Genomic DNA, 25,644 nt, shown 5'->3' on the forward strand with positions numbered 1-25,644 from the left:
ATATTGGCTCGACGGACCAGTCGTGTCGTCCGGTAAAGAGCGGATGATCTCGATATTCCGGCGACCAGTAGTTTAAGGGCTTGCGGGGGTCTTTGGGGCACGCGGGGCAGGCATGCTCGAAGTTCGTCCGTAGGTGATCAAGAGGTACAAAGGTCAGGTGTTAGCGGGGCGAACGATGCCGGGCGCTCCTGCCCGATGCCCGCCGAACCGTCATCCACTGATGGCGACGATCTCGACTTCGATGTTCGCGGCACGTAGGTGCCGCACCGCCCGGTACATCGCGACCTGAGCGAACGTGAACAGCGTCTTCGGCGTCACGGGCTCGCCGGACTTCAGCGCGATCGCGTACACAACCTTCTTGGGGGTGAAGTTGAGCGGTACCGAACGCCTTCCGCCGGACACCGCGTGGACCCGCTCTGCGAATCGCTCACGCGCGGAAGGCTCTTCCTGTAGCGCTTCGGCGGAGACGATGCCCTGGGCGAAGAGGTGGCTGAGGAGCGACGAGCGGTCGGCGCGCTTGACGTGGATCAGTTCGTTGTTCGGGCCGAGCAGGTCACAGGCTTCGAAGCCCTGTCCACGTCGGTGCAACTTGGACTTGACGAATTTCTGGTCCAGGCAGAGGTAGCCCGCCTGCGCGGCGGCGAGTTTGTTGTAGGACTCTTCGTGGATCGACGGGCTCCATGCCGGCAGCGTGACCGTGGACGGCGTGGTCAGGAGCGTGTTGATCACCGTGTGCAGGAAGTCGAGGTAGCGTTCGCCGATTTCGTACCACTGCCCTTCGAGGTAGATCATGCGTGCCGCACCGGATGGGATCTCGGCGGCAAGCCACTTGTGGGCGGGGACTTCGACCGGTCCAGCAGCTCCGTCGATCTCGATACCGATCGTCCCGGTCTTCAGGGCGTGGAGTCGTTTGCCGTCACCGCGGGTGCGGACGACCCGCAACACGTCGCCGAGTTCGACGTCGTCGACGCTGACCGGCCGAAATCCGGGGACAGCGACGCGGAAGGCGTTCGCCGAAGCGGCGTACTCGGCCTGGCCGGACGGCAGCGAGAGTCCGAGCTGAGCCGGGTCGTCCTGCCCGAGCAGCTCGTCGAGCGCCTGGTCCAGACGCTCGGTGCGGGGTCCGGGCCTGACCGGCTGCACCTGGGCAATGAATTCGAGCTCCGGGGCGGGCGAGGCGGTGGCGCAGATGCGCCCGATCTCCCGCAGATCGGCGAGCATTCCGGCCGGGTCGGTGTTCAGCGGTACCTGCAACGAGACGCCGCCGGTGATGGTCGGCAGACGCCGGCGCAGGCGACTTGCGGACAGAGCTGAGTCGTTGGCGAGCGCACCCTTGATCTGGCCGATGATCTCGCCCCAGGCTTCCACGGAGAATGCGCGGATCGGCTGGCCGCCGAGCACCGTGTTGTGATCGACCCGACCGTTTGCGTCGAAGATCCGTCGCTGGAGGGCCTTGACGGTGCCGGGGTCGATGCTGCGGATGGCGAAGTGGATACCGAAGCCGAGCTCGACGAGGTCGGCGCGGAAGAGGTGGCGGCCGACATGACCGTAGGCGAGCCCGTACACGGTGTCGTCCACGACGAGCAGGATCGCACCGCCAGCGTTGCTGTAGCCGATGGCCACCTCGACGCCGGTCAGCCCGCCGACAACACCGCACCACTCGGCGGTTTCGCGGGGCACGACACCGTGCACGAGCAGCGCCGGCGACCCCGCGATCGTGACGTCCTCGACGACGAAGCTCTTCTCGGCGAGGTAGTCCCGGTTCAGTGCCTGCTGCAGGCCGTTTCGGTTTGCGGGCGTGGCCAGGCGGTAGACCGTGGTGCGATGAACTTCGGCGGCGCGGTCCGTCGTCTTGGGCGTCGCCTGCCGAGGTGCGAACGGCAGCATCAACTGCTGAAGTCGCGGGGTGTCCTCCACTGTGCCTCCTCTAAGGCTCGGTGTCTGTGAACAATGTACACACATTGTTCGTTCACACAAACCGAGTTGGTCCTACCGCAAATTCCGGCAAGTGTGTACGCTGCTGTGAACACGATCATGAGGGCGGGTGGCGGGGTGAGCAGCGACGAACTGACAGCGGCGGAGATTGCCCGGCTAGCCGATGTGGGCCGGGCTGCGGTATCGAACTGGCGTAAACGCCACGCCGACTTTCCGCAGCCGGTCGGTGGACCGGCTAATAGCCCCACCTTCGACCGTGAGGAGGTCGAGCGATGGCTGACCGCAAACGGTCGCGCTATCCCCGACGGCTCCACCACCAGAAACACCACGGTCCCTAGAGACGGCGATGTCCTCGCGCGGCTGCTCCGCTCGCTGTTGCCTGAAGGCTGCGCCATCCTCGACCCCGGGAGCGGAACCACCGAGCTGCCGCACCAACGACTCGGCAGTGCCGGTGCGGTCATGTGTATTGCACCGCATGAGGCGCCGCCCGCAGGTGCTCCGGTGGGAGAGTTCGGCCCACCCGGCCGCAACGACGCCGCCCTGGCTTGGGTTCAGATCTGCCTCGCGTACACCACCGAGGGCGGGACCGCCGTCGTAGCCGTGCCGTTTTCTGCGGCCGTGCGCACGTCGGGTCGGCGCATCCGTGTTGAGTTGCTCCGCGCAGGCGTGCTGCGACAGGTCGTCGGCCTGCCTGAGCTACCCGGCGGCCCGTGGCAAATCTGGGTGCTAACCCGACCGAGCGCACGGCCCTCCTACCAGGTACGGATGGTCGACCTATCCGACCACCCACTCGCAGAACTGCCGAGCTCGGCAGCCGACTGGGACGCCGTTTACGCCGACGAGTTGCGCACCCGGATCGTGCCGTCGATCGAGTTGCTTGACGAAGATGTGCTCTTGGTGCCGTCCGGGCACGTCGTCGGTGAAACCTTGGACGTCAGACCTCAACTCGAAGCGGCCCGCGCCTCTTACACCGATCTAGTCACCCGGCTTGCACGGCAAGCACCCCAGCCGGCAGAAACCGAGGTCGCGTCGTCGTGGCCGCTGGTCACCGTCGTTGAACTGATGCGTACCGGGGCACTCGCCATCTCCCGGGGAAAAGCGGAGGCCGGCGATGTGCTGGTGCGGGCCGCGCATGGCGAATTCACACCGGTGGTGGCGAGTGAGACGACCGATGACACGTCCGGCGCGACCGTCCTGCGCTGCCAACCTGACGTACTTGACTCGTACTTCCTGGCCGGATTCCTCCGCTCGGAGATCAACCGCCGTCAGGCGGCGGGCACGTCGGGTGGCACCTTCCGGCTGGACGTCAAACGCGCCCGCGTGCCACGCATGCCGCTGTCTGAACAACGCCGATATGGTGATGCGTTCCGCGAGCTGATGGCCTTCGACGCCGCCGCAACTGCGGTCGCGCACGCGGCGCAGGAAGTCACCTGGACTGCCGTGCAGGGCCTGACCAACGGAACCTTCGCACCGCCTTTGCAAGGAAAGTGAGCATCTGACGTGAGCAGCACACACCAGAATCTGGCCGGTTTCATCTGGTCGGTCGCCGACCTGCTGCGCGGCGACTACAAGCAGTCGGAGTACGGCAAGGTCATCCTGCCGCTGACCGTGCTACGGCGTCTCGACTGCGTGATGGCGCCGACCCGGCAGGACGTCTGGGACCGCGACGCGAGGCTGACGATGACGAACAAGGACCAAATGCTGCGGATCGCCGCGAAGCTGCCGTTCTACAACACGTCGAAACAGGACTTCAGCACCATCGCCTCGTCCGCGCCGGATGTCACGCGCAACCTCGTCGACTACATCAACGGCTTCTCGCCCAACGCTCGCGAGATCATCGACAAGTACGAGTTCTACACACAGATCGACAAACTTGCCTCAGCCAAGCTGATCTATCCGGTGGTCCAAAAGTTCCGCGACGTCGACCTCAGCCCCGACAAAGTCGACAACCACCAGATGGGGTACGTCTTCGAGGAGCTGATCCGCCGCTTCTCGGAAATTTCCAACGAGACCGCCGGCGAGCACTTCACGCCGCGCGAAGTCATCAAGCTAATGGTCAACCTGCTAATCGGGCCTGACAGCGCACACCTCACCGAGCCCGGCCAGGTCATTAACATCCTCGACCCAGCCTGCGGCACTGGCGGCATGCTGTCGGCCGCCGAGGACGTCGTAACCTCACTGAACCCGAATGCGACAGTGCACCTGTTCGGCCAGGAGCTGAACGCCGAGTCCTACGCCATCTGCCGGTCCGACATGATGCTCAAGGGCCAAGAAGCGTCCAACATACATCTCGGCAACTCGTTCAGCGACGACGGCCATCAGGACCAGCGATTCGACTACATGCTGGCCAACCCGCCATTCGGCGTGGAGTGGAAGAAAGTCAAGGAAAAGGTCGACGAGGAGGCGGAACTAGGCTTCGCTGGTCGGTTCGGGGCGGGGCTGCCGCGCATCAACGACGGTTCGCTCCTCTTCCTGCAGCATATGATCTCGAAGATGGAACGGCCGGAGAACGGCGGCGCCCGCATCGCCATCGTCTTCAACGGCTCGCCGCTGTTCACCGGAGCCGCCGAATCCGGCGAGTCGAACATCCGCCGCTGGATCCTCGAGAACGACCTGCTCGAGGGCATCGTCGGCCTACCCGATCAGCTCTTCTATAACACCGGAATCTCCACCTACTTCTGGATCCTATCCAACCGCAAGGACTCAAATCTCAAGAGCAAGGTCATACTGTTGGACGCTCGCGACCAGTGGCAGAAGATGCCCAAGAGCCTCGGCGACAAGCGCAAAAGGATTGGCGATGACCACATCGCTCACATCACCAGGATTTACGGCAACGCACTGAGCATCGCGGCCGATGCCAGTCACCCTGACCACGCCAGAGTCAAAATCTTCGCCACTAATGACTTCGGCTACCGGCGCATCACCGTTGAGCGCCCGCTGAAACTCCGCTTCGAGATCACCGAGGACACCCTCGCTGCCCTCGCGCACAACAAGACCCTTGCCAAGTACGACTACCGCGACGCGCTGATTGGCGCCTTCAAATCCTTAACGGGCACGGTGTGGCTCACGAAAACCGCCGCCAAGGACGCGCTGCTATCCGCCGCTGTCGAAATCGGAACGGTCTGGCCTTCCGCAGCGCCGTTTTCTAAAGCCATCTGGTCATGCATCTCAGTCAGCGACCCCGAAGGCGAACTGCAAATCGTCAAGGGCCAGCCCGAACCAGACGCAGACCTGCGCGACTTCGAGAACGTGCCGCTCGACGAGGACATCAACGATTACTTCAAGCGTGAGGTTCTACCACACGTCCCGGACGCATGGATTGACGAGACCAAGACCAAGATCGGGTATGAGATCCCGTTCACCCGCCACTTTTACGTCTACAAACCGCCGAGGCCCCTCGTCGAAATCGACACGGAAATCCGCACTCTCGAGTCCCAGATTCAGGCCCTGCTGTCCGAGGTGACCTCGTGAGTCAAATCTTCGACGAGCAGTTGCCCGCCGGTTGGAGAACGTCACGACTCAAGCACGTAACTAGTCTCTTGAATCGAGGCAGTGCGCCGAATTATGTCGAAGTCGGCGAGGTGCGAGCGATCAGCCAAGCGGCCAACCAGGGGGGTGGTCTCGATTGGTCACGGACCAGATACCACTCATTCGTCGGAAGTGTCAGAAATCTCAAAGGAAATCTCCGACCCGACGATGTCCTGATTAACTCGACAGGAACCGGAACGCTCGGTCGCATCGGATTCTTCGAGGGCGGTCCAGACGAGTTACCTTGCATGGCGGATAGCCATGTTACTATCGCCCGCTTCGCCGGCGATGAAGTTTATCCCCGCTTTGGTTACTACTGGCTTTCCTGCCAGCCTTTCCAGGACTTCATCTATGCAGCCCTGATCGTCGGTGCGACAAATCAAATTGAACTCAACCGTGATCGGCTTGCCGATGCGCCGATTCCCTTGCCGAGGTGGGACGAACAGCGCCGAATCGCCGATTTTCTCGACGCCGAAACCACCCGTATAGACAGCCTTATCCAAGCGCGGACCAGACAAAACGGCCTCGCCATTGAGCTTTTGCATCGGTCGGCTTCTGAACTCACCGGACGAGTAGACCTAAAGGCGGACCCGCGGCGAACGAGCTTAAGGAGAATGATCGTAAGCGCCAAAACCGGGGCAACTCCTGAGGAGCTTCATCCGGCGGTTTCAATAGACGACTCGCTAATACCGTGGTATACGCCCGCTGCCCTAGACGGATTAATGCAAATGAATGATGCTGACAGGTTTGTCGACTTACCCACCTACCGGATCGCGCCCAAGTTTTCAGCCGGTTCAGTCGTTATCGTTGGGATTGGTGAGTCGTTGGGGAAAGTGGGCTACCTAGACCATGATGCTACCGGGAACCAGCAATTGACTGCACTCGTCGCCAATCGTCGAGTTGTGCCAAGATTCCTAGCGTGGCAGCTCTGGGCGGCCCAGAGTGAGGTCCGGTCCTGGGCTCAGTATTCTCGTATTCGAATAATCAATAACGACACCCTGAAGTCTTTTCCTATGTGGCTTCCCGAATTTTCCCGCCAAATGCAGATCGTAGACGATCTAGACCAACGGCGAGACTACGTCCTTCAAGTCGGGAAGTTGACGGCGAAGTTCGTAGAATTAGCGAGAGAGCGGCGGCAGGCGCTCATAGCGGCAGCGGTGACCGGACAACTGGATGTGACTACGAGCCGGGGGGCGGATCTGTCATGAGTTCCGAGGTCTACAAAGAAATGACGTTCGAGGCGGCCATCGAGTCCGAGTTGGTCGACTCTCTGGGCTGGGACAGAGGGTTGCAGAACGGCTACCGGTCCGAGCTCGGGTTGGACGTCGGCGAGCTTAAGACCTTCCTCGGGAAGACTCAGCAGCGGGCGCTCGACAAGTTGGAGGCGGCCTACGGTGACCGAGAGACCGCTCGCGCCGAGCTGGCGAAACGCGTCGCCACCGAAATCGACAAGCGCGGCGCCTTGGACGTGCTACGCAATGGCGTCAAGGATCGTGGCGTTACCGTCCAGCTTTGCTACTTCAGGCCCGGTCACACCCTGGCGGCGGGTGCGCTCGACGACTACCACGCAAACCGGCTCACCGTGGTCCGGCAACTGCGCTACTCGGCAAAGACGCAGGACGAACTTGACCTGACGCTCTTCGTCAACGGGATCCCGATAGCGACGGCGGAGCTAAAAAACACGCTCACCAACCAGGCCGTCGACGACGCGATTAAGCAGTACCGCGAGACGCGCGATCCGAAGGAACTTATCTTCGCGCGGCGTACCCTCGTGCATTTTGCTGTTGATCCGCACCTGGCGTTCCTGACGACGCGCTTGGCTGGCGCGGACACCCGGTTTCTGCCGTTCAACGTCGGAACGCACGGCCCAGGACGTTCCGGTGGCGCCGGTAACCCGCCCGCCCAGGACGACGGCTATCAGACCTCCTACCTGTGGCGGCAGGTGTGGCAGCGTGACAACTTCCTCGACCTGCTGCACCGGTTCGTGCACGTCGAAGTGCCGAAGAAGGGCCAAGCCAACCCGCACACCAGCCCGATGGTGTTCCCGCGTTTCCACCAGTGGCATGCGGTGCAGCAGATGACCGGGCATGCGATGCGCGAGGGCGCCGGGCACAACTACCTGATCGAGCACTCGGCCGGTTCCGGCAAGTCAAACACGATCGCCTGGCTGGCACATCGGCTGTCCACGCTGCACGATCTCGCGAACAAGCCGGTCTTCGACAAGGTCATCGTCATCACCGACCGGGTTGTGCTGGACCGGCAGTTGCAGCACACGATCTACCAGTTCGACCACGTCGCCGGGGTGGTCAAGAAGATCGACGAGGACGCGCAGCAGCTCGCCGACGCGCTGACCGGTGCTACCGCCCGGGTCGTCATCACGACCCTGCAAAAGTTTCCGTTCATCCTCGACAAGGTTGCGCAACTGGCAGACCGGCACTACGCGGTGATCATCGACGAGGCGCACTCGTCGCAGTCCGGAGAATCCGCGAACGCCCTCAAGAAGGCGCTCGGCCGGCTCGGCTCCGACGACATTGACGACGAGGGTGACCCGCTCACCGCGTCGGCGCTGGCCCGTGGCAAGCACGCGAACCTCTCCTATTTCGGGTTCACCGCCACGCCGAAGCAGAAGACCCTCGAAATCTTCGGCACCCTAAACCCGGACACCGGCAAGATGGAGCCGTTCCACGTCTACTCGATGCGCCAGGCCATCGAGGAGGGCTACATCCTCGACGTGCTGCGCAACTACATCACCTACGAAGCCCGGTGGCGCCTCGCTAACGCCGCCGTAGAAGCCGCCGAGTCCGCCGATCCCGAGGTCGACCCTCGGAAGGCCAAAGCGAAACTGGTACGCGCCGCCGAGCTGCACCCCGAGTCGCAGGACCAGCGCGCTCAGATCATCGTCGACCACTTCCGCAGCGAGGTCGCCGACCGTATCGGCGGGCGCGCCAAGGCCATGGTGGTGACCCGCTCCCGCGAGCACGCACTGAAGCTTTACCAGGCGATGCGCCGCTACATCGACAAGCGCGGGCTGACCGACTGCACGCCGCTGGTCGCGTTCTCCGGAACGCTGACGCTCAACGACATCGACTACACCGAACCGCGCCTCAACGCGATCTCCGAGGCGGCGCTGCCGGACGCGTTCGCGTACACCAAGGTCGACGACCCGCAGGCCGCAGCCCGTAAACAGACCGAGTACCGCATCCTGGTCGTGGCCGAGAAGTATCAGACCGGCTTCGACCAGCCATTGCTGACGGCAATGTATGTGGACAAACTGCTGAGCGGCGTCGCGGCGGTGCAGACGCTGTCCCGGCTCAACCGCACCCATCCGGCGAAGACGCAGGACGATGTTTTCGTGCTGGATTTCGCGAACAAGGCTGAGGACGTGCAGAAGGCGTTCAAGCCGTACTTCGAGACCACGATCACCGAACCGACCGACCCGAACCTGCTCTACGACAAGCAGCGCGACGTCCTGGATCACCAGCTGATCGTGGATAGCGAGATGGACGGCTTCGTTGCAGCCTTGTTCAGCGCCGACGACCCGGCCGCGACTGCGAAACAGCAGCAGCGGGCACACGCCGAGCTCAACCGGTGGCTGGAACCCGCGGTCGACCGGTTCAAGGCCCTCACTGACGTGGACCGCGACCAGGCCGAGACCTTCCGATCCGAGGTCAGCGACTACGTCCGGGCGTACGGGTTCCTCGCCCAGGTCATCGGATTCGCCGATCCCGACCTGGAGAAGCTCTATCAGTACTGCCGGTTCCTCACCCGGCGCCTGCCCCGCGAGCGCGGCGCCGGCGTGGACATCGGCGACACCACCCTGAGCCACCTGCGCGTCAAGAAGGTCGCTGAGGAGGACCTGTCGTTGAAACCCTCCGGTGAACAGCTCATCGCGGGATTCGCCGCAGTGGCTGGCCCCCCACGTGAGATCGAGGAAGTACCGCTCAGCGAGGTCATCCAGGACCTCAACGAACGATTCGGGTACGACCTATCCACCTCCGACCAGATCCTCATCGCGCAGCAGATCATCACGCTGGCCGAGGACGAGAAGATGCAACAGGTGGCACTGCACAACGACATCGACAAGTTCGCCCAGGTCGCCGACCCGGAGCTGGACAACATCGTGGCCCGCAACCACGAGCGGAACACGACGTTCGTCAACCGATACTTCGATGACGCCGACTTCCAGGACATCGTGCGGTCCGAGGCCCGGCGTCGCGCCTACCGTCTGATTCAGAACCCGGCCCGGACCGAAGCGCTACGGCAGCTACGTGCCCAGGCTCAGCGAAACACCGACAGCGCCGAATCCGACGATTCCTAAGCCAGCGCAGGTCGGCGTGTGGATCGGCATGCAGAGCGACAGGCGTGCAGGAGCCTCCGATGTTGACCGTCGTGAGACAGTGGACACCCGGTGACACGGGCCGAGCAGGAGACGGGCGTGGACGAAGACTGGGTACTGGCGGGCCGTTACAGAGTCGGCGGCCCGATCGGCAGCGGCGGTATGGGACATGTCTGGGCCGCACATGACCTGCAACTTGACCGCGATGTCGCCGTCAAGATCATGCATCAGCCCACTCCACCGGCCGGCACGCCCGAGACCGAGGAGTTGGCGGCGGCAGGCGCCGCCGACCGCGAGCGTTTCCTCCGGGAAATCCGCACCACCGCCCGACTCGAGCTTCCTGGCGTTCCCGCTGTCTACGACGTTGGGGTCGACCCTACAGATGACCGGCTCTTCCTCGTCATGCAGCTCATCCACGGCTCGACCCTGGATGACCTCATCGTTGGCTTCGACACCGACGAACCGGCACCCCTGTCGTGGTGCACTGCGGTGGCGGCGCAGGCGGCTGCCACCCTGGCTGATGTGCACCGGGTCGACATTGTGCACCGCGACATCAAACCGTCCAACATGATGGTGCACACCGACGGTCAGGTGAAGATACTCGACTTCGGTGTCGCCCTTCTGCAAGGCGCACATGCGCTGCCGAAACTCACCCAGCTCGGCATGACCGTGGGCAGCCCCGCCTATATGTCCCGCGAGCAGATCCTCGGCAATCCGGTAGGGCCGCCCAGCGACATCTACGCCCTTGGGTGCGTCCTGTACGAGATGCTGACCGGCTGTACGCCGTTCACTGAATCGAACAGCCGCTCCTTCCGCGACCACCACGTCAACACCGCACCGCCGTCGCTGCGTCTGGGCCGCCGCCCTGACGTCCCCGCCGCGCTCGACGATCTCGTCCTCGCGATGCTTGCCAAGGCTCCGGCCGGCCGGCCGAGTGCAGCCAACGTCTACGAGGCATTGCTACCCCTCGCGCAGGCCGTCGAGGGGCCTGTCGACGACCGTGACCCGCGACGCCCGTTCCTGCGACCCTTGGCGCCGCGAAAGCCGCGCAACACAACCCCTCGTGCCCGGACAGTCCCGATGACGGTCGACGAGGCCATCGACGCCATCGAGCAAAGCGCCGCCCTGGCTGAAGAAGACCAGCTACACGCTGCCATTGATCTGCTAGACGAGGCGGTCGCCCGCCCCACCGGACATCCGGCAGCCGACGTCGAGGTTAAGCTTCAACTTGGAACGTTCCTACATCTCGCCGAGGAGCACACCCGCGCTGCCGCGGTCCTGGACGAGGTGATATCTCAGCTCGGCGACGACGACCGGGCTGCCGAGCTTCGCTACGAGGCAGGCGTCAGCTACGCCGCGAGCGGCGAACTCGATACCGCTGTGCATTATTTGACCGCCGCACTCGCAGATGCCGGCATCGAGGACACCTTCCGCCGCGACGCGTCGTATCAGCTGGGGATGCTGCTGCCAGCAGTCGGCCGGGTAGCCGACGGCGTACGGCTGCTGGAATCGCTGCGGCCTCAGTTGGTTGCTGAGTTCGGTGCTGAATCTGTGCACGTCAGATCCTTGGATCGACGTATCGCCCAGATGAAAAAGTCGCCGTAGCGTCAGGACCGGAGTGCCATGTGCCCGCGACTTCAGCTTGTACCTCTGGTGGGAACCTCCTCAAGATCAACTGATTGCATGCCAGACGCGCGGCTCCCTCAGCGAGTTCGCCAATCCTCGTGGGGTCCGACGGTGTGGTTACCGCCGGCCCACGTCAATCCGCAAACCGGACATTTGACGAACCAGTCGTCGCCGCCCTTCTGATATTCGATGTTGCCCTTCTGGCCGGTTCCTGGGCAGTTCCGTTCCGACGCGTCGGTTGCCGAGTCCACGCTTTTCCTCACTGATCGTTGATTGAGGGGATCGCGTGCAGAGATGCCGGAGCACGCGACTCGGATGCTACCGCCGACGCATGCTTACTCGACGGCGCGGCCTCCGGGAGGTTGAGTCCCTTTGGCGAGTCAAGCAGAAGCCCTGACCAACGGATTGCTGGTCAGGGCTTCTGCTCTCCTATGTGGCCTCGGGCGGCGCTCGTAATACCCGAGGGGCCACCCCACCGGGTCGTGCGGGTTGGCGTCGGCTTGGTGGGTTTGCTGTTGGTCCGCTGTCCGTGCGCGTCTACGCGGCCTGGCGCGGTCCCTGATCACGGCGCTCGTGGTCGGGTGTCGTCCGGTCGCCGCCGAGTTGTTCGAGGATGCTGGAGCTGTCGGGGGCGAGGGCGGGCTGCTCGATGTAGTGCTTCTTGGTGACCGCCTTGCTTCCGTGCCCGAGCTGAGCGGCGGCCTGGTCGGTGTCGGCCTCCTTGTCGATGAGCGTGGCGACGGTCTTGCGGAAGGTGTGCGGCGTGACCCACTCCAGGCCGGTGTCAGCGCGGGCTTGTCGCCACTGTCGACGGACGTTGTGCGGGGACAGCCAGGTGTTGCGCCGGGAGACGAAGACCGCATCGATGGGGTTATCGGCGGCGGTGAATTTGCGCTCCATCAACACAGCGACGGCGAACCGGGGCAGGACCATCGTCCTGAAACCGGCGTCGCTCTTCGTCCAATCCTGCCGGAAGAACCCTTTGCCTCTGACGAAGACGATCGTGCCGCAGATCGTCACGGTCGGGTGGTCGGCGGCGAGGTCCACATCCGCCCACCGCAGCGCCAGGACTTCGCCGATCCGCACACCGGTGGCGAGCATGACGTCAACGATGTCGGACAGGTCGCCGGTGGGCCGTGGCCCCGACTTGCCCGGCGTGGGCTCCTGCCACTTGCGGATCGCCGAGCGCACGGCGTCCAGTTGCTCGGTATCGAGGGCAACGACCTTGCGGCGCGGGGTACGTAGTCGACCCGTGTCACGGACCGGGTTGGCCGTCAAAGCGCCGCGTCGTACCGCCAAGGCGAACATCTGACCGAGGACGACCTTGGCGACCTTGGCAGCGGACGCGTGATTCTTGGCGATCTCACGGAGCAACTTGTCGAGGCGGCCGACGCTGGCCTCTCGGATCCGCAGGCTGCCGAGGGCCGGCAGGACGGCGGTTCGCACCACACTCTCGTACCTGTCGATCGTCTGCGGCACGACTCGTTCTTCTGCGGTGATTTCTTCGAGCCACAGCTCGGCGAGGGTGTTGATGTGGGTTTCCCTGGTGATCTCGTCCTCGTTAGGGGCGACGCGGTCGCGAAGTTTGATCTTGAGCGCCCGGATGGCGGCCGGGCCGGTGGGACCGATGGCTTCGACGTCGCGGGTCTTGCCGTCGTAGTCGCGGAACCGGGCGCGGGCGCAGTGCCGGTTGGGGCCGAGCGTCTCGGTGCGGATGGTGCCCCAGGTTCCGACAGGTAGGGGAGGTCGGGCCACAGCTCAGCTCTCCGGGTCGGTGTGGGCGTCGAGCCAGCGTTCGACCTCGCTGCGCCGGTAGCGCAGGGTGTTGCCGACGCGGATGGCGCGTGGTCCTTGGCCTCGGCTGTGCCAGGCGTAGAGGGTGTGCTTGGGCTTTCGCAGCCAGGCCACGACGTCGTCAATGGTCAGTAGCGGGTCGGGTCGCCATTCGGTGGTCGGGCCAGTCATCGGCGGCGTGCCGTGTCGGACGAACCGGTCTGCGGGCGTGACCTGTCGGCATCGGTGGGCCATGGGTGGGTGGTGGTGTCGGGCTGTACGGACCCGGGGGTGGGGCGTGGATAAAGCGGGCATGGATCGGCTGTCCTTTCGGCGTCCCGGTCCTGGTGGGACCGGGTGTCGGTGGCGCTACCGCCGGTGTTGGCGTTCGCGGGGTGCGCCGGGTGTGGACGTCGATCCACGCGGGTCGCGGTGGAGGGATCAAGCCTGTGGCCGGTGTGCGCGGCGGCCGGGACGGATCCGGTGTTTGCGGAGTCGGGCCGGGGGTTTGGTGACAGCCGCAGGACAACCACGTCTTCGTGCTGCAGGAGCCATTGCGGGTCTTTGTCGGCGATGGCGTCGCCGACGTTCTTCTGCTGGAAGAACGACGCCCGGGGTACGAGCACGCCGTGGCGGACGCCGGCCATCAGCGCGACGCATTCCTCGATCAGTTCCAAGCCCGCTGCTTCTCCAGCGGCGACCACCATGCCCGGGATGTCGACAAGCTCGCCGTGGCGGCGGTAAGGGCGCGCGGTGATGACGACGTAACCGCCGGGCCGCAGAACCGCCCGGCATCCGGCAAGGATCTCGGAGAACCCTGCGGCGAGGGTGTCGTGGTCGCGGTAGGCGAGGTTGTCGCTCCCGCCGTACCGGTGGTGAATCTTGCGGACCTTGCCGCGCCGTGCGCCGGGGGTGCGGACATGCCCGTGGGTGGACGACCCGTACGGCGGCGAGGTGATCACCAGCGCGACCGTGCCGCGCATCTGCGGCGGCAGCAGCGTCGGCAGGTTCCGGGAGTCGCCGGTGTAGATGACGCCTATGCCCGAGGCACCTTGCTTTTCGGCGAGGGCGATGTTGACGGCGGCCAGGGCGGCCCATCGGTCTTCGTACTCGACGCCGACGCCGTGGCGATCCAGGTGCATGGCTTCGACCATCGTGGTGCCGATGCCGGCCATCGGGTCGAGGACGAGGTCTCCGGGGTCGGTATAGGTGTTGATGGCATAGCGGGCGATGGTGGGCAGCATCTTGCCGGGATGGGTGATCGACTCCGGCGTGTACCGGCCCTGACGCAGCGTCCGGGAGGGCTGCTGCCCGGTCAGCCAGACCGAGCCTGGATATCCCTGGGCGAGCAATGCGGCGGCCGAACCGGAGACCGGGACGGAGTCGGGGACGGGCGGCGGGACGGAGCCGGGGACGGAACCGTTGGCGGGGACGGGGACGACACCGGGGACGGGGACGGACCCGGCGACCGACGCGTCCGTGGTGCCGATCGCGGGGACGGGGACAGACCCGGCGACCGAGGCGTCCATGATCCCGGAGGCGGGGACGGGGACGGCGTCGCTGGCGGGGACGGCACTGGGGGTGGGGACGACAGAGGCGGGGCGGGGTTCGGGGGTGAGCTCAGACATCAGCGGCCTCCGGGGTGATCGATGCGAAGACGACGAGATCTCGGTGCGCGCGGACGTGACGGCCCGCGAGCAGCGGAGGCCGGTCGGCCTGGCGGGGCTCGGTGCGCGGGTCGGCCTCGGGCAGGCGCACGAGCAGGGCCGGGATGTGCTGGTGGTAGAGCAGTCCGGCGGTGCGGGCGGCGGCAATGACGGTCGAGCGAGGTGCCGGGGCTGCGACACCTCGTTCGTCTACTACTCGCGGTGGATCGGCCAGGCCCTGAACGGCAAGCGCACCCCGCACCACCCGCACCACGTCGCACCCGGTGCGGCAACACGTTTCAACATGCACATCTCCTAGCCCCACCCTGCCGTGTGCCGCCCCGTCCGAGGGCGGGTCGGCACACGGCAGTCCAGTTGGACGCATCCGCACACCACGACGTCGAGGTCCCGCATGAATGCCGCCGACAACCACAACATCATCGACACGTCGATTCCGCATCCGGCCCGGCGCTACAACTTCTGGCTCGGCGGTAAAGACAATTTCGCCGCCGACCGAGAATCAGCGGCGCGGATCGCGGCGGCCTTCGCCACGGTCGAGGACGCGGCGGTCGAGAACTGGCGATTCATGCGGCGCGCCGTCAAGCACTTCTCAGAACGCGGATTCGACCAGTTCCTCGACATCGGGTGCGGTATCCCGGTTTCACCGACCGTCCACGAGATCGCCAAGGACGCCCGGGTGGTGTACGCCGACAACGACCCCCTCGTCATGGCCCACTCCCGAGCGCTGCGCACGGGCGACTTCGTCTCCTACATCGAAGCCGACCTGCGCGACCCGGACACGATCCTGGCAGACCCGGCGCTGGAGATCTTCGACTTCACCCGGCCGATCGTGCTGCTCCTGGTCGCGGTCGTCCACTTCCTCACCGACGACGATGACCCCTACGGCAACGTTGCCAAGCTCATCGGAGCTCTCCCACCGGGCAGCATCGTCGTCCTGTCCAGCGGAGACGAAACTCTCCACCAATTCGATGGAACCGCCGATTCAGCGAATGGCAGGTTCCGCGCCAGGTCCAAGGACGAGGTACTGCGCTTTGTCGATGGACTCGACATCTCGGAGCCCGGAATCAGGTCTGTCGTGGAGTGGTTTCCTGAAGTCGAACCGGTGCCCGAGTCGTCTGCCGTAGAGGTCTCCGCATACGGAGTCATTGCCACCGTCCCAAAAAACTCGGACAAGATTCGGGGTCTTAACGAAAATGGGTGAAACTCGGGTCACAGTCGAGGGTTCCGGCGCCGGCCCGCCGAGGCACTATCCGCCCGGTGTCGAATTCCACGCGCCACATTGCCGAGAAGGCGGAAACTCCATTGCCGTGCAAGTGGCGGCGGCCATCACCGAGTTTCCCAACTATCAATTCCACATTTGCTTCGATCCTGTCATCGCGGCCAGCATTGCCCGCGATCCGAAAGTCATGGCCGAATTCGCGCCATACGTCGTGGTGGAAAAACCCGACTACGGCAGTCATCGCTATGCACCCTCTCGCCCCGGCGACGGGACGCCGCAACCACCGGACGCCATCCGCCCACTGTGCCGGGTATGTCGAGGAACGCACCGAGGCGAGTCGTGACGCAGCTATTGACTGCCGTCTTCAATTACCCCCGCCCTGGGGAACTGCTGGCCTCCGAGCTGGCCGCCATGCGCGACCCCGGACTACTCGGCATCACCGAACCACCGTTCTGGACTATTACCTGTTCTGGCCAACGCCCACACCGCCACCCGCCGACCCTGACCTGTCCGCGCGGACCCGGCACGTCGCTGCCACGGCGTCCCGGGCAACCGCGTAGGGCTGCGGCACGTCACCGGCCTGACGGTGCCGCAACCGGGTGGGCGTGCGCCCGGCCTCATCCTCCGATGCTCGGCGCACCGCCCACCACCAGCGACATCACGCGCAAGCGGCCGATCCCGAAGGGCACCATTCCGCGAGTTCAGGAAGGGAAGACAGATGACGGTTATACCCGTTGCCGAGGTGGCGCTTCCGGCGGAAGTCGCCGCGCTGCGGCACTTGGAGTCCAGCACGGTGGAACGCTTGCGTCACGAGGCGCTGACTGTGCCTCGTAATTGGGTGACCGAGTATGGCGACTATCAGAACGGCGGCTGGCACACATTATCGCTGATGAACGACACCGGCGATCCGCGTGATGTCACCATCCGCGACTGTCCGCGGCCTCGCCCTACGGCCCTGCTAGAGCGGATGCCTGCAATGCAGGAGTTACTTGCCGGTCTGGGAGTCAGGTGCATGTGGGCTCGGCTGGCCCGCCTGGATCATGGTGCCTTTCTATGGGAGCACCGCGACTACGGCGAGCTGGATGAGGTCGAGCGGCACCGGTTGCACGTGCCGGTGGTGACGAACCCGTCAGCGTATCTGGTCGTCGGTGGCACGAAGGTGCACATGAGCGTCGGCCGGGTATGGCGGCTGACGCCGACGAGTCCGCATGGCGTGTGCAACAGGTTCGGACCGTCACGCATCCATCTGATCATCGACTGCTACGCCGACGCGGCATTCCATGACCTGAACCAGGGTGATGCTGCCGCTGCCGGGGACGCCGCGCGGATGCCGGAACCTTCGCAGTCGGTGCTCGATGAGACGGTCACGACCGCGACCGGCCTGGCCGAGCTGGGCTACGACCACGCCGCCGAGACCGCCTTGCTGGAGCTGTTCTATCAGTACGCGCTTGCTGAAGGGCGAGCCTACGACCTGATCGCCGACATGTACGCCGGTCTGCACCGCGACGACGACGCCGAGCGTTGGCGGTCCAAGAAGAACGTGATGCTCGGCCTGGCCTGACCCTTCGTGCGTCCCTTCAGTTTGGAGACCCCGTGAACAGCACCCGCTTGTTGGATGACGTCGCCGCCGTGAATCTGCCGCGCCAGTTCGGTCTGCTGGAGAAAACCGTTGAGGTAATCAGCGGCAGTGACGCCGTGCACTCGTTGCACGTGCGCGGATCTCTGGCGGCCGGCACCGCTGACCGACTGTCGGACCTGGACTTCATCGTCGCCGTGCATGACCCGAGCTTCGGCCCCTTCATCCGCATCATCGACACCCTGATGAGCGCCGAGCTCGGCGCGATCCTGCCCGGCTGGCGAGACACGATCGTGGCCCGGATGGGCGGGCTCGGCTACGTGTTCCTCGTCCCGCACGAAGGCAAGTTGCACCAGATCGACCTGTACGCGGTACCGGTCAGCCGTCTGGACACCGTGCTCGCGCAGACGAAGGCGATGCCGGTCTATCAGTCCGACGGTGAGCACTCCCAACGGCACAGCCAGGTGGACTGGCTGATCAACAGCACCTTGGAACGGCCGTACACCGCCCAGGAGCTACTGGTCGAGATTCTGGTCCTTGGTCACATGATCCGTAAGCGGATCACCCGAGGTCAACGCTACGTTGCCTATGCGGAGATGTTCGCGCTGCACACCGCCACCAAGAACCTGATCAAAACAGCTCTCACGCCCGGGTCGGCGTTCTACGGCTGGTATCAGCTTGCCGAAGAGATCGGCGCGACGCCCATGGGGCGGCAGTGCTTGGCGGATCTCGACCGGTTGATCTCCGGCCATCCCATACCGACGGCCGACGACCTGACCGCCGCGCTGACCACGGCGCTCGACGTGGCCGAAAGGGCAGCACCGGACGCCGTCGCCGGGCTCCGCACGGCCATCAGCGCCTATTGGCACTACCTGGAGCTGATGTGAACGCCATGACCAGCGGCGACACCGCCTCCCGTAATGCCGTGTTCTTCGGTGGCTGCATCCCCGCGTCACCGGACGAGGAACACCTCGCCAATGACATCGGCGCCATGCTGGCCGAGCACGGCTTTGTCCTGCTGCACGGCGGTTACAACGGGCTCATGGAACACGCCGCGAAGGGCGCCGCCGCACACGGCGGCACCGTCGCCGCGGTCACCCTCGACGGGATGCGGTGGGGTGAGTTCAACCCGCACGTCACCGAGGCCCGGTTGCTGGCCACGATGGGCGAGCGCATGCACGCCTTCCTCGACGAGGCTGACGTCATCATCGCGATGGCCGGCGGTATCGGCACGCTGCACGAGATGACCGCTGCGATCTGGTACGCAGGCAACATCCGGGCCGTGCCCGTGGTGATCGCCGGGGCCACAGCGCAGCGATTCACCTCGTTCCTGCGCCGACAAGGGTGGATCTACGCATCCCCGACGCGACCGCTGGGCTTCCTGCACGAGATCAGCGACATTGCCGACCTCGGCCCGCTGCTGCAACCACCGGGTGCCCTTGGCGGCCAGGGGAGCGAACCATGCTGAGCACCACGGCGTTGGTCGAGCGGGTCGTCAGCGTAGGCACCGTGACCGGCCGCTACACGCTGCCGAACGGGGGCACACTCACGTCGTACTTCGATGAGTACCGCGTGGCGGCAGACCCTGACCTGTTGTTTCAGACTGGCCTAGCGCTGGCCGCGCTCCTGCCGCCGGACGTCGATGTCGTCGCTGGCCTGGAGTTGGGTGGGGTGCCGTTCGCGCTCGCGGTCTCGGCGGCCACCGGCCTCCCAGCGGCCCTGATCCGCAAGACGGCGAAACCCTACGGCACCTGCCTTCAGGTCGAAGGCCAGCCGGCGCCCGGCGCGCGGGTGGCAATGGTGGACGACGTAATTCGCTCCGGCAGGCAGATCCTGATCGCCGCCGCCGCGCTACGTCAGGCCGGAACCCTGCCGACGATGGCGGTCGCCATCCTCATCCGCCAAGGCGAGGCGAAGTCTCTGCTGGCCGGCCAAGGAATCAAGGTCAACGCCGTTGTGGACGAGACCGCGACGACGCCCTCACCGTCACCGAGACGATCATGATCCACGCGGTTCTCTATGACCTGGACGGGGTCATCGTGGACAGCCGGTCCACGGTGATCGACACCCTGCAAGAGGTCGCCCGTACGGCGCTGGGCACCACACCACCCCGCCAGCAGATACAACACCTGGCATATCTGCCGCCGGTCCGCGCTCTCGCCGCGCTCGGCGTCCAGCACGCCGACGAGATCTTCGACGCTCATTTCGACGCGGCCTACGCGCGTCACGCCCACAAGGCTGCCCTGGTGCCGGGCATCACCGCAGTGATGTGGCGTATCCGGATGGCCGGTTGCCGACAAGCCATCGTCACGCTGCAACGCCGCCACCGGGTCAATCTGCTCGACCTCGGCGAAGTCCATGACCTGGTGGACACGATCGTGTGTTTCGAGGATGCCCCGCCGAAACCCGCCCCCGATCCGATCTGGCTGGCCCTGGACAGGCTCGGCGTCGCCACCGATCAGGCGTGTTTTGTCGGAGACACCGCCTCCGACATTCGTGCAGGCCACGCCGCTGGTGTGCATACCGGCGGCGCGGTGTGGGGCTACCGGGACGCGGGCGCGCTCACCGAGGCCGGGGCGGACTTACTGCTTCTCGAGCCCACCGACATCGTGGCAATGGCTCTGGGCCGCCCGCCGGTCACGGTAGGCTACGGTTTGGAGCGTCACCGCGCGATCCGGGATCAGCCCGTGAGCGGCGGTGGGCACCACGGCAGAGCGGACATAGGCGGGTATGGGCATGGTGGGGCGGCGAGCTAGCTGCGCCGAGCTGGGGAACGAGGCTTACGTCCTCGCTTGACCCCTCGGCCTGGCTCGGCGTGACCTGACGTCTTCCCACCGTTGTAGCCCTAGCGAACCGTGCCTGGACAAGCACCGGCGAGGGCCCCGCAGCCTGTCTTCCTACCGTGCCTTGCGCGGGATGGCTGGTGCGGGGTTTCCAGGTGCGTTCGCGATCCCGTCGCCCATGTGAGGCCCTGCTGTGCGTTCCACCGAGATCCGTCGTATCTTCTTCGACTACTTCACCAGCCGCGGGCATACCCGGGTGCCGTCCAGCCCGCTCGTGCCCGACGACCCGACCCTGCTGCTCGCCAACGCCGGCATGAACCAGTTCAAGCCCTACTTCCTCGGCGAGGTTCCCCCGCCTTACCCGCGCGCCGTGTCGGTGCAGAAGTGCGCGCGCACCTCCGACATCGACAACGTGGGCCGCACGACCAGGCACGCCACGTTCTTCGAGATGCTGGGCAACTTCTCCTTCGGCGACTACTTCAAAGCCGAGGTCATCACCTACGCCTGGGAACTACTCACCGAGCACTACCACCTTGACCCCGACCGCCTGTGGATCACCGTCTACCAGGACGACGACGAAGCCGCCGACCTCTGGCGCCAGGTCGGCGTTCCGGCCGAACGGATCCAGCGTCTCGGCATGGACGACAACTTCTGGTCCATGGGCGTGCCCGGCCCCTGTGGGCCGTGCTCGGAGGTCTGCTACGACCGCGGCCCGGCCTTCGGCCCCGCCGGCGGCCCCGAAGCCAACGGCGAGCGCTACCTGGAAATCTGGAATCTCGTTTTCATGCAGAACACACGCGGACCCGGAAGCGGCAAAAACGACTTCCCGATCGTCGGTGAGCTGCCGAATAAGAGCATCGACACCGGGCTCGGGCTGGACCGCATCGCCGCGATCCTGCAAGGCGTCGACACCGTCTGCCAGACCGACCTGCTCGCCCCCACCCTCGCCGCCGTCGAACGCCTCGCCGGACGCCCGTTCCCCGGCCGCGACGGCAGCGACGAGTCCGTGTCCTTCCAAGTCGTGGCTGAGCACGCCCGCTCCACCGCGTTCCTGATCACTGACGGGGTGCTGCCCTCCAACGAGGGCCGCGGCTACGTCCTGCGTCGGCTAATGCGCCGGGCGATCCGCCACGCCCGCTCCCTGGGCATCGACGGGCCAATGCTGGCCGACGTCGTCACCAGCGTCATCGACAACCTCGGTCAGGACTGGCCCGAGCTGCAAACACGGCGGTCCTTGATCCTCGCGGTCGTCACCCGGGAGGAGGAAACGTTCGGCGCGACGCTGCGCCAAGGCACCCGCCTGCTCGACGCCGCCATCGCCCGCACCCGCGCCACCGGTACTAACCGGCTGGCCGGAGAAACCGCATTCGAGCTGCACGACACCTACGGCTTTCCCATCGACCTCACCCTCGAAGCCGCCCACGCCGCCGGACTCACCGTCGACTCCGACCGCTACGCCGCCCTGCTGGACGAGCAACGACGACGGGCGAAGAAGAGCGGCAAGGGCAAGACCGCCGACACCATGCGCCGCCAGGACACCTATCGCGCCATACTCGCCGAACACGGCCGCACCGACTTCATCGGCTACACCCACACCAGTACCGACACCGACCTGCTCGCCCTGCTCCGCGACGGCCAGGCGGTCGAGGCCGCCGAGCAGGGCCAGCAGGTCGAGATCGTGATCGGACGCAGCCCCTTCTACGCCGAATCCGGCGGACAGGTCGGCGACACCGGCACCCTCACCACCACCGACGGCGCCACCATCGACATCACCGACACGCGCAACGGACTCGACGGATTCCAAATCCTCACCGGCATGGTCACCGCCGGGGAAGCCCGCACCGGCCGCACCGCCCATGCCGTCGTAGACCCCCACCGCCGTGCCGCCACCGCCCGCTCACACTCCGCTACACATGTGCTGCACGCGACGTTGCGCCGTAGCCTCGGCGACCACGCCCGCCAGCAAGGTTCCCTGGTAGCGCCCGGTCGGCTTCGGTTCGACTTCGCCCACTTCGCGCCCATCGACCACACCCAGCTCGACAGCATCGGTGTCCTGGTCAACGACTATCTTCTGGAAGACCCAGAGGTGCGCGTCTGGCATGCCACCCGGGCCGAGGCTGAAGCGGCCGGTGCAACCGCGTTCTTCGGCGACAAGTACGGCGACCACGTCCGCATCGTTGACATCGGCGACGCCTCCCGCGAACTCTGCGGCGGCACCCACGTCGGCCACGGCACCCAAGCCGGACCCGTCCGCATCCTCGGCGAATCCTCCATCGGCGCCGGCCTACGCCGCATCGAAGCCCTCACCGGCAGCGACGCCCTCCGACACGCCGACCACGAACGCCGCCTCCTCGAAGAAGTCACCCAACTCGTCGGTGCCCGCCCAGACGACGTCATCGACGTCCTGACCAAGCGACTCGCCGCGCTGGCCGACGCCGAGAAAGCTCTCGCCGGCCACAGACAAAGCGAGCTGACCGCCATCGGCAGCCACCTCGCCGAGCAGCGCCGCACCATCGACGGCGGCACGATCGTGACGGCCGTGGTCAATGACGTGACAGCCCCCGAACTACGCACCCTGGCCACAGCCGTCCTGCGCCACCTGCCCGCCAATACCGCCGCAGGCGTCATCCTCGCAGCCACAACCGATGGGAAGGCGCAGCTCACCGCGGCGATCAACGATCAGACGCACGCTCGGGGCGCTCAAGCACGCGACCTGCTGATCGAAGCGGCCAAAACGATCGGCGGCGGAGCGGGCGGAACCGGCCCTCTAGCCAGCGCAGGAGGACGCAACGCCGAATTGCTGCAACGTGCGCTCGGACAGGCCGAAGCCGCGCTGATCACAGCGACACGGGAGTAGAGGCCATGAGGCGGCATCAGCTACAGCGGATGCCGCCTCATCGAAGAGTCATCCGCCATCGGCAGGGTGGACATCCTGAGTTGCTTACGGCTTGCTTGCACAGCGGTTGGACCTGTTCCGCAAGTCCGACAGCTCGAAGTCATCGACTGGCAGTTGTCCCGCCTGCCCCGTAGCCTGGTCGACTGATGCCCGGCCTGCCGCCCCGCACCCGTACTGGTCGGGGTTTACCGTCACCGCCCATGGACAGAATCGCCATCATCGGTTGCGGCGGCTCCGGAAAGACCGTCCTCGCCCGCAGCCTCGCCGACCGGCTTGGACTTAGCGTCACCAACCTCGACGCGCTGTACTACGACGACGCCTGGAATGCCCTCCCGCAGGACAAGTTCGCTGCCCTGCAGCACGAACTTGTTGCCACCGAGCGGTGGCTCGTCGAAGGCAATTACGCGTCCACCCTGCCGATCCGGGTGGCCCGCGCCGACACGGTGATCTTCCTCGACTTGCCGGCGTGGACCTGCCTCTGGGGCATCGCCCGACGGCGGTGGCACTACCGAGGCGGCCAGCACACCGACGGCGTCTATGACCGCATCACCTGGTCCTTCGTGAAATACATCCTCGGCTACCGGCGCACCATGCGCCCACGCGTCAACAACCTGCTCGCCGAGCATGGCCAGCACGTGCGCTACCTGCAATTCACCAGCCGCAGGCGCGCCAACCAGTTCCTCCACCAACTCGACACCACCGCCCAAGCTGGCCCTTGACCCCTTTGAGGCAACCCTGTCCACCCCGAGCGCCCCCTTCACCGACCCACCCACATTCGAGGCCCCCTCTACGCCGCCGCGGCCCCGCTCGCGCAGCGCACCCGCTCCCTGCACCGAGCCAAGACCACCGGTGCGGACGCCACGGCCACCATCACGATCCTGGCGGCAGCCACCAACCCGCTTCCGAACCGGGTAGCTGACATCGGATGCGGCCGGGGCACCACCACCGTCGCACTGGCCCGCCAATACCCGTCAGCGGCCATCGTCGCCGTCGATCAGTCCCCGGCCCTGCTGGCGGTCGTCGCCGACCGGCTACGCGCCCAGAACCACGAAGCGCTGCTCGTGAGCGCCGACTTCACCGGCTTCGAGGGGTCGTTACCGACATCGACCTGGCCGTCGCGGCGTTCCGCCTCTACCACTCCGCCCACCCCGAGCAGGCCCTCGCCGAGATCGCCCGTAACGAGTAGTACGTAACCGGATCGGTGAACCGGTACCTCTGCGCGCAATCCTCAGCAGTAGCCGACCTTCCTGGTCACTGAGCCGTCGCACGCGTACGGGATCCGCGACCACCACAATCTGAACGCCATGACGCGGCCAAGTCATCAGGCCGGACGGCGTGTGTCACCCAACGAGCCGCTACGATGCACCCCGATCAAGCCAGGGAGACGACGTGAGGCTGCATGACTACTTTGCGGGTCTGCTCCGGAATGTCGTCAATATCAACCCGCACCGCCTCGATCGACTGGAGAAACACGTAGCTGCGCTTAGCGGGTACCTGGGCGAGGATTCGGAGCTCTCCTCGATCGTCAAGGGATTCGTCCGGCAAGGGTCCTGGGCACACCGCACAATCATTAAACCGCTACCGGACCGGGAGTTCGACGCGGATCTCCTCGTGAGGATGAAAAGGCAGCCAAGCTGGTCGGCAGACCCGCGGCAGTATCTTCTCTCGATGTACGAGACCTTGGCCGAGAGCGGTCGCTACCGTAGTCGGATTACGCTGAAGACCCGTTGCGTCCGAGTGTCCTATGCTGGCGACTGCCACGTTGATCTTGTCCCATATGTTCACGAGTATGGATGGTTCGACCGGGACTTGATCGTGGACCGCAAGAAGAACCAGTTCGAGGAGATCAACCCCAAGGGTTTCAGCGAGTGGATGCTCGGCCGCGACCGTGTGGCCGGCGGCAACCTCCGCACCACCGTTCGGCTGCTAAAGTACATGCGGGACTACAAGGGAACCTTCGACGCACCGTCGGTTATCTTGACAGTGGTGGTGGGCGGGCAGGTCAACCGCCTCGATGCCTTCTTTGATCGATATTGCGATCTGCCCACCGCGTTTACCTCACTAGTCAAGGCAACCGACAGTTGGTTACAGAAATATCCGGATCTGCCGCACCTTCCGGACCCGAGCTGCCCAGGGGTCAGTTTCGAGCACCGGCTGAGCCAGCCCACATACGCAAAGTTCCGCACTCGGTTCCACGGCTACGCCGGCAAAATCTCCGAAGCGTACGAGGCGACCCGGCGTGCTGGAAGCATCGAGCTATGGCAGGAAATCTTCGGTGAGGGGTTCGCCCCACCCACGTGACCCC

20 protein-coding genes and 1 pseudogene are annotated in these 25,644 nt (G+C 65.3%); 15 read left to right on the forward strand and 6 right to left on the reverse strand.

What is annotated here, in order from left to right:
* Window positions 1–210: 210 nt before the first annotated feature.
* On the reverse strand, window positions 211–1,917 hold the full coding sequence (locus tag Ahu01nite_RS16630; RefSeq protein ID WP_203837428.1) for a DUF6119 family protein: 1,707 nt from the start codon (window positions 1,915–1,917) through the stop codon (window positions 211–213).
* Window positions 1,918–2,052: 135 nt separating this feature from the next.
* Between Ahu01nite_RS16630 and Ahu01nite_RS50410 the strand changes: the two genes are divergently transcribed.
* From Ahu01nite_RS50410 to Ahu01nite_RS16655, 5 genes are all read left to right on the forward strand, one after another.
* Entirely contained in the window at window positions 2,053–3,426 is a 1,374-nt protein-coding gene (locus tag Ahu01nite_RS50410) for a hypothetical protein (RefSeq protein ID WP_239158897.1), read from the forward strand.
* Window positions 3,427–3,435: 9 nt separating this feature from the next.
* Complete coding sequence (locus Ahu01nite_RS16640; protein ID WP_203837429.1) at window positions 3,436–5,406, forward strand: type I restriction-modification system subunit M; 1,971 nt, start codon at window positions 3,436–3,438, stop codon at window positions 5,404–5,406.
* A complete protein-coding gene (locus Ahu01nite_RS16645) occupies window positions 5,403–6,671 on the forward strand; it encodes a restriction endonuclease subunit S (protein ID WP_203837430.1) in 1,269 nt (422 codons plus the stop codon). Before Ahu01nite_RS16640 ends, Ahu01nite_RS16645 begins: the two co-directional genes overlap by 4 nt.
* A complete protein-coding gene (locus Ahu01nite_RS16650) occupies window positions 6,668–9,781 on the forward strand; it encodes a type I restriction endonuclease subunit R (RefSeq protein ID WP_239158898.1) in 3,114 nt (1,037 codons plus the stop codon). The genes Ahu01nite_RS16645 and Ahu01nite_RS16650 overlap by 4 nt, the downstream gene beginning before the upstream one ends.
* Before the next feature lie 117 nt (window positions 9,782–9,898).
* Window positions 9,899–11,404 (forward strand): protein kinase domain-containing protein, encoded by a 1,506-nt coding sequence (locus Ahu01nite_RS16655; protein ID WP_203837431.1) that lies wholly within the window; start codon window positions 9,899–9,901, stop codon window positions 11,402–11,404.
* Between the two features lie 558 nt (window positions 11,405–11,962).
* Here the strand turns inward: Ahu01nite_RS16655 and Ahu01nite_RS16660 are convergent.
* From Ahu01nite_RS16660 to Ahu01nite_RS50415, 4 genes and pseudogenes are all read right to left on the reverse strand, one after another.
* Window positions 11,963–13,180, reverse strand: coding sequence for a tyrosine-type recombinase/integrase (locus Ahu01nite_RS16660; protein ID WP_203837432.1), 1,218 nt, complete (start codon window positions 13,178–13,180; stop codon window positions 11,963–11,965).
* 3 nt (window positions 13,181–13,183) lie between these two features.
* Complete coding sequence (locus Ahu01nite_RS16665) at window positions 13,184–13,390, reverse strand: helix-turn-helix transcriptional regulator (RefSeq protein WP_203837433.1); 207 nt, start codon at window positions 13,388–13,390, stop codon at window positions 13,184–13,186.
* Entirely contained in the window at window positions 13,387–14,826 is a 1,440-nt protein-coding gene (locus Ahu01nite_RS16670; protein ID WP_239158899.1) for a TRM11 family SAM-dependent methyltransferase, read from the reverse strand. The genes Ahu01nite_RS16665 and Ahu01nite_RS16670 overlap by 4 nt, the downstream gene beginning before the upstream one ends.
* Window positions 14,819–15,025, reverse strand: a pseudogene (locus Ahu01nite_RS50415) (hypothetical protein); the annotation flags it as partial. The gene Ahu01nite_RS16670 and the pseudogene Ahu01nite_RS50415, both read right to left, overlap by 8 nt.
* A gap of 231 nt (window positions 15,026–15,256) precedes the next feature.
* Here Ahu01nite_RS50415 and Ahu01nite_RS16680 point away from each other — a divergent pair.
* Complete coding sequence (locus tag Ahu01nite_RS16680) at window positions 15,257–16,066, forward strand: SAM-dependent methyltransferase (protein WP_203837435.1); 810 nt, start codon at window positions 15,257–15,259, stop codon at window positions 16,064–16,066.
* On the opposite strand, the gene Ahu01nite_RS16685 is transcribed toward Ahu01nite_RS16680, so the two are convergent.
* Window positions 16,050–16,325: a hypothetical protein gene (locus Ahu01nite_RS16685; protein WP_203837436.1), complete on the reverse strand. Its 276-nt coding sequence runs from the start codon at window positions 16,323–16,325 to the stop codon at window positions 16,050–16,052. The genes Ahu01nite_RS16680 and Ahu01nite_RS16685 overlap by 17 nt on opposite strands.
* Before the next feature lie 477 nt (window positions 16,326–16,802).
* On the opposite strand from Ahu01nite_RS16685, the gene Ahu01nite_RS16690 reads away from it, so the two are divergent.
* The 9 genes from Ahu01nite_RS16690 (at window position 16,803) to Ahu01nite_RS16730 (ending at window position 25,640) form a co-directional block, all read left to right on the forward strand.
* The gene (locus Ahu01nite_RS16690; RefSeq protein ID WP_203837437.1) at window positions 16,803–17,645 is read left to right on the forward strand and encodes an aspartyl/asparaginyl beta-hydroxylase domain-containing protein; all 843 of its coding nucleotides are present in this window, start codon (window positions 16,803–16,805) and stop codon (window positions 17,643–17,645) included.
* Window positions 17,646–17,677: 32 nt separating this feature from the next.
* On the forward strand, window positions 17,678–18,547 hold the full coding sequence (locus Ahu01nite_RS16695) for a hypothetical protein (RefSeq protein WP_203837438.1): 870 nt from the start codon (window positions 17,678–17,680) through the stop codon (window positions 18,545–18,547).
* A 5-nt stretch (window positions 18,548–18,552) separates the two neighbouring features.
* Window positions 18,553–19,128 carry an SLOG cluster 4 domain-containing protein gene (locus Ahu01nite_RS16700; RefSeq protein WP_203837439.1) on the forward strand — a complete coding sequence of 192 codons (576 nt, stop codon included), beginning with the start codon at window positions 18,553–18,555 and terminating at the stop codon, window positions 19,126–19,128.
* On the forward strand, window positions 19,122–19,664 hold the full coding sequence (locus tag Ahu01nite_RS16705; RefSeq protein WP_203837440.1) for an orotate phosphoribosyltransferase: 543 nt from the start codon (window positions 19,122–19,124) through the stop codon (window positions 19,662–19,664). Before Ahu01nite_RS16700 ends, Ahu01nite_RS16705 begins: the two co-directional genes overlap by 7 nt.
* The gene (locus Ahu01nite_RS16710; protein ID WP_203837441.1) at window positions 19,661–20,416 is read left to right on the forward strand and encodes an HAD family hydrolase; all 756 of its coding nucleotides are present in this window, start codon (window positions 19,661–19,663) and stop codon (window positions 20,414–20,416) included. The genes Ahu01nite_RS16705 and Ahu01nite_RS16710 overlap by 4 nt, the downstream gene beginning before the upstream one ends.
* Before the next feature lie 220 nt (window positions 20,417–20,636).
* A complete protein-coding gene (alaS, locus tag Ahu01nite_RS16715; RefSeq protein ID WP_203837442.1) occupies window positions 20,637–23,300 on the forward strand; it encodes an alanine--tRNA ligase in 2,664 nt (887 codons plus the stop codon).
* Between the two features lie 239 nt (window positions 23,301–23,539).
* Window positions 23,540–24,058 (forward strand): P-loop NTPase family protein, encoded by a 519-nt coding sequence (locus tag Ahu01nite_RS16720; RefSeq protein WP_203837443.1) that lies wholly within the window; start codon window positions 23,540–23,542, stop codon window positions 24,056–24,058.
* A 159-nt stretch (window positions 24,059–24,217) separates the two neighbouring features.
* Complete coding sequence (locus tag Ahu01nite_RS51815) at window positions 24,218–24,532, forward strand: class I SAM-dependent methyltransferase (RefSeq protein WP_369076633.1); 315 nt, start codon at window positions 24,218–24,220, stop codon at window positions 24,530–24,532.
* A gap of 196 nt (window positions 24,533–24,728) precedes the next feature.
* Complete coding sequence (locus tag Ahu01nite_RS16730) at window positions 24,729–25,640, forward strand: SMODS domain-containing nucleotidyltransferase (protein ID WP_203837444.1); 912 nt, start codon at window positions 24,729–24,731, stop codon at window positions 25,638–25,640.
* The last annotated feature ends 4 nt before the right edge of the window (window positions 25,641–25,644 follow it).

The sequence above is a fragment of the Winogradskya humida genome (assembly GCF_016862215.1).
Lineage (GTDB): Bacteria > Actinomycetota > Actinomycetes > Mycobacteriales > Micromonosporaceae > Actinoplanes > Actinoplanes humidus.

What these genes read in the sequence shown, in the direction of transcription:
- Ahu01nite_RS16685 (WP_203837436.1), bottom strand. Translation starts at nt 16,325, where the DNA reads ATGACTGCCGTAGTCGGGTTTTTCCACCACGACGTATGGCGCGAATTC.
- Ahu01nite_RS16665 (WP_203837433.1), bottom strand. Translation starts at nt 13,390, where the DNA reads ATGACTGGCCCGACCACCGAATGGCGACCCGACCCGCTACTGACCATT.
- Ahu01nite_RS16650 (WP_239158898.1), top strand. Translation starts at nt 6,668, where the DNA reads ATGAGTTCCGAGGTCTACAAAGAAATGACGTTCGAGGCGGCCATCGAG.
- Ahu01nite_RS16680 (WP_203837435.1), top strand. Translation starts at nt 15,257, where the DNA reads ATGAATGCCGCCGACAACCACAACATCATCGACACGTCGATTCCGCAT.
- Ahu01nite_RS16690 (WP_203837437.1), top strand. Translation starts at nt 16,803, where the DNA reads ATGACGGTTATACCCGTTGCCGAGGTGGCGCTTCCGGCGGAAGTCGCC.
- Ahu01nite_RS16710 (WP_203837441.1), top strand. Translation starts at nt 19,661, where the DNA reads ATGATCCACGCGGTTCTCTATGACCTGGACGGGGTCATCGTGGACAGC.
- Ahu01nite_RS16720 (WP_203837443.1), top strand. Translation starts at nt 23,540, where the DNA reads ATGGACAGAATCGCCATCATCGGTTGCGGCGGCTCCGGAAAGACCGTC.
- Ahu01nite_RS16700 (WP_203837439.1), top strand. Translation starts at nt 18,553, where the DNA reads ATGACCAGCGGCGACACCGCCTCCCGTAATGCCGTGTTCTTCGGTGGC.
- Ahu01nite_RS16670 (WP_239158899.1), bottom strand. Translation starts at nt 14,826, where the DNA reads ATGTCTGAGCTCACCCCCGAACCCCGCCCCGCCTCTGTCGTCCCCACC.
- Ahu01nite_RS16705 (WP_203837440.1), top strand. Translation starts at nt 19,122, where the DNA reads ATGCTGAGCACCACGGCGTTGGTCGAGCGGGTCGTCAGCGTAGGCACC.